Raw genomic sequence first — 5,560 nt, forward strand, 5'->3', positions numbered from 1 at the left:
GACGGCTACATGTCCGGCCCAACGGTGAGATGGACTGGATGACATTCCAGTGGTCCGATGACCTCGCCGCCCGCGTCACCGCCATCACCGACGAATTCGACACCATCGTGCTCGGCCGCAAACTCGCCGAAGGCTTCATCCCGCATTGGGCCTCCAAGCCCGAACACGAGCCCCAGGCGGCCATCGACAAGATGAACAACACGCCCAAGGTCGTGATCTCCAACAGCCTGACCGAATCGCCCTGGGAGAACACCGTCGTCGCGGGCGGCGACCTCGCCGAGACCATCACCGATCTCAAGGCCCAGCCGGGGGGCGACATCATCGTCTACGGCGGCGCCACCCTCGTCGCGAATCTGATCGCCGAGGGCCTCATCGACGACCTGCACCTGTTCGTCAGCCCGACCGCGATCGGTGCGGGCCTGCCGGTCTTCCGTGGCACCACCCGGCTCGAGTTCGTCTCCGCCACCGGATTCGAGTGCGGGGTGACCGAGCTGCACTACCGGCCGAAGAGCGCCTGACCACGACCTCGTCGGGGATGCCGATCTGCATCCCGACGGTTCTCAGGCGCGGTAATTCACAACGACGAGCGCCGAGCATCCGGCCGCACCCACAGCGGCGGCCGCAAACATTGTCGGGTATCCCAGGCCGAAAGACTGGTGCAGGAATGCCAGCAGCGCGGGGATACCGAAGCCGAGGTAGCTGACGGAGTAGAACACCGCCGTCAGACCGGCGAGTTCGTCAGGACGAGCAACTCGCTCGATCTCCTGCAGCCCGGCGACCAGCCCGATCCCATATCCGGCACCGAGCACAGCAGCGGTGACGATTGTGAGCATCAAGGCCAATGCGCCGGAAGCCCATGCGGCCGAGGCCATTCCACACACGACCAACGCCAGCGCGACAACTGCGGCACGGGCGGTGCCCGGTCGATCGATCCTTCGCGCCAGCGATTGGATCGCGAAACCGCAGCCAAGTGTGATCACCGTGATCAACGCCGAGAAGGCGACCGGCACACCGCGCACCTTCGGCGCCATCAGAGTAGGCAGCACCGCGTAAGCCGTTGCGGCAGAGGTGAACAACCACAACGCGACCGGCAGCGCAACACACCGGAACCTGCGATGCGCGGCCGCCGGAACCTTCAGATCATCGATCAACCGCCCCGAATTTCGCTGCGGCGATACCGTTTCCGGCGCCCGAGCCACCCACAGCGCCGCGACCAGACACAGCACCACATTGATCAGATACGCCAACGTATTCGGCAGCGGAGCCCACTGCGCGAGCACACCCGCCACACCGGCTCCGACAGCGAACCCACCGGTCAGGCTCATCGCCGAGCGTCGTGCCCCGGTCCCCGCAGGTAGCTCCGGCCCGAACGGCGGCTGCGAAAGTTCCTTCAGCCAGCTACTTCCCACCGCCATCGCCAGCCCGAGCGCGACCCCGCAGAGCACCCGTCCAGCCGATAACAGCGGCACCGATGCCGATCCGAAGGCCAGCAGCAGCGAACCGGCTGCGCCGATCAACGGTGCCGGGCGAAGTAGCGTGCGACGGCCGTAGCGGTCCGAGAGCGGTCCGCCGATCAGCAAGGCGGGCACGATGCCGAGCACATAGTCGAACAGCAGCAGGTCCACCGTGGTGACCGACAGTCCGTTGCCCTTGTACATCACCAGCAGCGGAGTGAATTCGTTTCCGCCCCAGGCGATCGCGAATATCGCGGCCGCGACACCCCACCAATGCCGCGAACTCTGCCGTGGTTCCGCCGACCGGGTGTCGACGGCGAGCAGCGTTGCCATTACAGGCCTCTCATTTCCAGCTGGTGCACGCCGGACATATGGTCGACGAGTGTTGTGGCGAACCCCGCCGCGTCGCCGATTTCGATCAGATGGGCCAGACGCGTGTGCTGTTCGATGATGCGGGCGGTATCGGTCGAACCGCGGTGCAGGGCAGCACTGTTCATGCGACGCTGCCGCTCCCGCAGCGAGTCGTAGAACCCGGTGAGCAGCGGATTGCCCGCAGTGACCACATAGGTGCGGTGAAAGTCGGTGTCCGCCACCGCGAAGCGCTCGAAGTCCGCGGCGGCGGCCAGTTCGCGCTGCTGGTCCAGCGAGACATGAAGTTCGGCGATCAGCGCGGACCGCTCGTGCGCGACCACCGCGCGCACCGCGCCGGTCTCCACGACATAGCGGGCGTGTACGACGTGTTCGGCTTCGGCTGGCGAAATCGGCACCACCAGTGCGCCGCGCTTGGGGTACAGCCGCATCCACCCTTCCACTTCGAGTCGCAGGAATGCTTCCCGCACCGGGGTCCGCGACATACCGAGGTCGGTGGCGATCTCGCCCTCGCTGATCAGCTCACCACCCGGCAACGCGCCGGTCAGGATGCGTTCCTTGACCTCGCGATAAGCGACTTCGGTGGATGAATACATCTTAGACACAAGTTGAATCTTAGCGACACGCTCCAGTGGCCCGACCGGGACGGCGGGCAAGAGTCGTATAACATTCCACTATGGAACATTGAGAGTGAGAGGAGCAGTACGTTGGCGAACACCTCGACGCAACGCAAATCGCTGAATTCCACGGCGGCGTCGCTGCTCGGATTTCTGCACGACGGTCCGATGTCGGGCTGGGATCTGGTGACCGAGGCCCAGGACCGGATCGGCGATTTCTGGACCATTACCCAGAGCCAGGTCTACCGGGAACTGGCCGCCATGGACGCGGCCGGACTCGTCGAAAAAGGTGAGATCGGGGCGCGCGAACGCACGCCGTATCAGATCACCGACGCCGGTCGCGAAGCATTCCTCGAATGGATCGCCCGCGACCCCGGCGCGGAGACCATTCGGGTGCCGCTGCTACTGACCCTGTCCTTCGGCAAGCACGTCGATCCCGATCATCTCGATCGAATCATCGCCGCCAACAAGGAAATTCACCAGCAGCGCCTCGACCGCTACCGCGCCGACGACCACACCGACATGTCCGCGTATCAACGCGCCACTCTCGAATTCGGCATCGGCTACGAGCGCACCGTACTTGCCTGGTTCGACCGCCTACCGGAACTGCTCGGCCGCTGAATCAGCGGGACGCGATCTCCCGCAACCACTTCCACGCCGCATCGACGGATTCCACGACCACCGCGCCGGGCGGCAGCTCGGGGCGGTCTACGACAACCACGGGAAGGCCCGCCGAGCGAGCGGCATCCAGTTTGGCAGCGGTCTGATCGCCGCCACTGTCCTTGGTGACCAGCGCGTCGATCCGGTGTTGCGCCAGCAGTCGCTGCTCATCCGCGGGCGAGAAAGGCCCACGCGCGAGCAGCAATTCGTGATGTGGCGGCAGCGCGCCGGTGGGCGGATCGATGGCACGGATCAAGAACCACTGGTCCGTCAGGCCCGCGAAGGCGGCGACACCTTGGCGACCGATGGTCAGGAAGATGCGCTCCCCCAACTCCGAAATCGCCTGTGCGGCCGCGTCGAGATCCGGCACCCGGATCCACCGATCACCGGACTGTTGGGACCATCCCGGCCGCCGCACATGTAGTAGCGGCAAACCGAGATCCGTTGCGGCACCGGTCGCATTCGCACTGATCGTGCCTGCGAACGGATGTGTCGCATCAATGACGACCGCGATCTCGTTGTTCGCCAACCAGTTCCGTAGACCCTCGACACCACCGAAGCCGCCGACCCGCACCGGCCCCTCCGGCAACAGCGGGTCGCGAACACGACCGGCGAGCGAGGAGACGATATCGAATCCTCGCTCGCCGGAAGCGATGTGGGCGATTTCCCTGGCTTCCCGGGTGCCGCCCAGTATCAGAGTTTTCAGGGCTGCCCGCTGAAGTAGGCGATGCCCGCATTGATCAGGTTCGGACCACCCGCGATGAGCAGACCGATCAACGCACCCAACGGCAGACCGATGCCGAAGAAGAAGAATCCGATGATGCCGCCGATCACCGCACCGAGCGAGGCGCGCTGCAGCTCGCTGAAGAACCACTCCTGCGAGGAGATCGCCTCGGCGCTGACCGCGGCGGTCGGCGTGACCTCCGGGGTGAGCGTCAGCTTCTGGCCCGCGGGGTCGATGGTGGCCGCGATCGGGATCAGCTGATCCCCGACCTGCGCCTTCAGCGGAATCGAGGTGACGACCGCACCCTCGGTGTTCTTCACCGTGACGTACTTCTGGTCGGCGTCCAGACTGAACGCGCCGCCGGTGACCGCCGCGACGATCGACTTGTCGACGAGTTGCACGGCGTAGTTCACACCGTGGTCCTCGCCCTGCACGGCGGGCGCGGCCTGGTTCTGCACGGCCGGCGCGGGTGCCGCCGGAGCGGCGCCGGACGTACCCGCTGCGATACCGGTGGCCGCAACGGCCATCATCGCGGTGGCGGCAAACTTCTTGTACTTCATAAATCTCCCAATACAGCTGATACGCAGACCCTTTGCGCTGCGGTCGTGGGCCCCGACCATACCTTTTACTCACGGATGTTTCACTAAAGACGCCGCAGTCCGAGCCGGATTCCGGTCCTGGTCCAACTTTCGTCGGCCTGGGGTCCCGCCTTGTCCACGACCACATGCACCGTAACCGTCAGGAAGTCGGAGACTCGCTTCGAGCTCCGATGACCCCGTACAACAGCAGATCCTCGAGTGCGGCGGCGAAGCTGTCGACATCATCGATGTCACGGATGCACATGGCGAACAATGCCGCGCCCGCAATGGCATCGAGCAGGGTGTTCGCGTCGAGGCCCGGACGCGCCGATTCACTGTCGACGGACAGATACTCGCCGAGTTCGACGCGGGTGGGGGTGTCCAGGCGGGCGGCGAGTTTCTCGTAGAGTCCGGAGTCCTCGCGCATCTCGGCCATAAGCCCTGGCATGGCGACGCGGGTTTCGGCGGAGCCGAACAGTTGGACGGTCCCGCGGATCACCTTGCGGATCTCGCTGATCAGGTCCGGCGCCACCTGGTCGGAGCCGACGTCGGGAAAGACCGCCTTGGCAATGAGGTGGGCCTTGGACGGCCAGCGCCGGTAGATGGCCGGGCGGCTGACCCCGGCCCGGGCCGCGACGGCATCGATGGACGTTGCGGCATAACCCTTTTCGACCAGCAGGGCGCGTGCGGCGTCGAGCACCGCGCGGTCGACCGCGGGATCGCGGCGTGGGCCCAACCGGTGGCGTTCGGTCATGAAATTCGTCCTTGTCCGCGCGAGGTGGAGTCGTTACAGTCTGTCACATCAATAGTCGTTACATTCTGTAACCGCTGGGGACTCGAGGAGTAGACCGTGTCAGCCGCCCCGCACATCACCGCACCCGCTGAAACATATCGACCGGTACCGCTGCTACAGGACAAAGTCCTCGTGATAGCGGGCGTCGGCCCAGGGCTCGGACACTCGCTGAGCATCGAAGCCGCCCGCATGGGCGCGAACCTGGTCCTGGTGAGCCGCACGGAACACAAGCTCGACAAGATCGCCGAACAAGTGCGAGAACACGGCGGCACAGCCCTGGTCGCACCGGCCGACATCACCATCGAAGAGCAGCGACAGTCTCTGGTGGATCGCGCACTCGCCGAGTACGGACGCATCGACTGCCT

Annotated in this window: 8 protein-coding genes; 3 read left to right on the plus strand and 5 right to left on the minus strand. The window is 65.3% G+C overall.

The features are described from left to right. The coding region (locus tag ON44_RS17800) for a dihydrofolate reductase family protein (RefSeq protein ID WP_040691448.1) at nucleotides 1-518 on the plus strand (518 nt) is incomplete at its 5' end. A gap of 42 nt (nucleotides 519-560) precedes the next feature. Here ON44_RS17800 and ON44_RS17805 read toward each other — a convergent pair. Then, nucleotides 561-1,787, minus strand: coding sequence for an MFS transporter (locus ON44_RS17805; RefSeq protein WP_051182145.1), 1,227 nt, complete (start codon nucleotides 1,785-1,787; stop codon nucleotides 561-563). Next, nucleotides 1,787-2,419 carry a GntR family transcriptional regulator gene (locus ON44_RS17810; protein ID WP_040691449.1) on the minus strand — a complete coding sequence of 211 codons (633 nt, stop codon included), beginning with the start codon at nucleotides 2,417-2,419 and terminating at the stop codon, nucleotides 1,787-1,789. Before ON44_RS17810 ends, ON44_RS17805 begins: the two co-directional genes overlap by 1 nt. 111 nt (nucleotides 2,420-2,530) lie before the next feature. Between ON44_RS17810 and ON44_RS17815 the strand changes: the two genes are divergently transcribed. After that, nucleotides 2,531-3,061, plus strand: a complete 531-nt coding sequence (locus ON44_RS17815) for a PadR family transcriptional regulator (protein ID WP_040691450.1) — start codon at nucleotides 2,531-2,533, stop codon at nucleotides 3,059-3,061. A gap of 1 nt (nucleotide 3,062) precedes the next feature. Here the strand turns inward: ON44_RS17815 and ON44_RS52610 are convergent, their stop codons facing one another. The 3 genes from ON44_RS52610 to ON44_RS17830 form a co-directional block, all read right to left on the minus strand. Next, nucleotides 3,063-3,806 carry a cobalt-precorrin-6A reductase gene (locus tag ON44_RS52610; protein ID WP_281005212.1) on the minus strand — a complete coding sequence of 248 codons (744 nt, stop codon included), beginning with the start codon at nucleotides 3,804-3,806 and terminating at the stop codon, nucleotides 3,063-3,065. Next, the gene (locus ON44_RS52615) at nucleotides 3,803-4,384 is read right to left on the minus strand and encodes a DUF8020 domain-containing protein (RefSeq protein WP_040691451.1); all 582 of its coding nucleotides are present in this window, start codon (nucleotides 4,382-4,384) and stop codon (nucleotides 3,803-3,805) included. The genes ON44_RS52610 and ON44_RS52615 overlap by 4 nt, the downstream gene beginning before the upstream one ends. Before the next feature lie 178 nt (nucleotides 4,385-4,562). Then, nucleotides 4,563-5,156 carry a TetR/AcrR family transcriptional regulator gene (locus ON44_RS17830; protein WP_040691452.1) on the minus strand — a complete coding sequence of 198 codons (594 nt, stop codon included), beginning with the start codon at nucleotides 5,154-5,156 and terminating at the stop codon, nucleotides 4,563-4,565. 96 nt (nucleotides 5,157-5,252) lie between these two features. On the opposite strand from ON44_RS17830, the gene ON44_RS17835 reads away from it, so the two are divergent. Then, nucleotides 5,253-5,560, plus strand: a 308-nt coding sequence (locus ON44_RS17835; protein ID WP_218007600.1) for an SDR family NAD(P)-dependent oxidoreductase, incomplete at its 3' end; no start/stop codon positions are given.

The sequence above is a fragment of the Nocardia vinacea NBRC 16497 genome (assembly GCF_000308835.1).
GTDB classification, from domain to species: Bacteria; Actinomycetota; Actinomycetes; order Mycobacteriales; family Mycobacteriaceae; genus Nocardia; species Nocardia vinacea.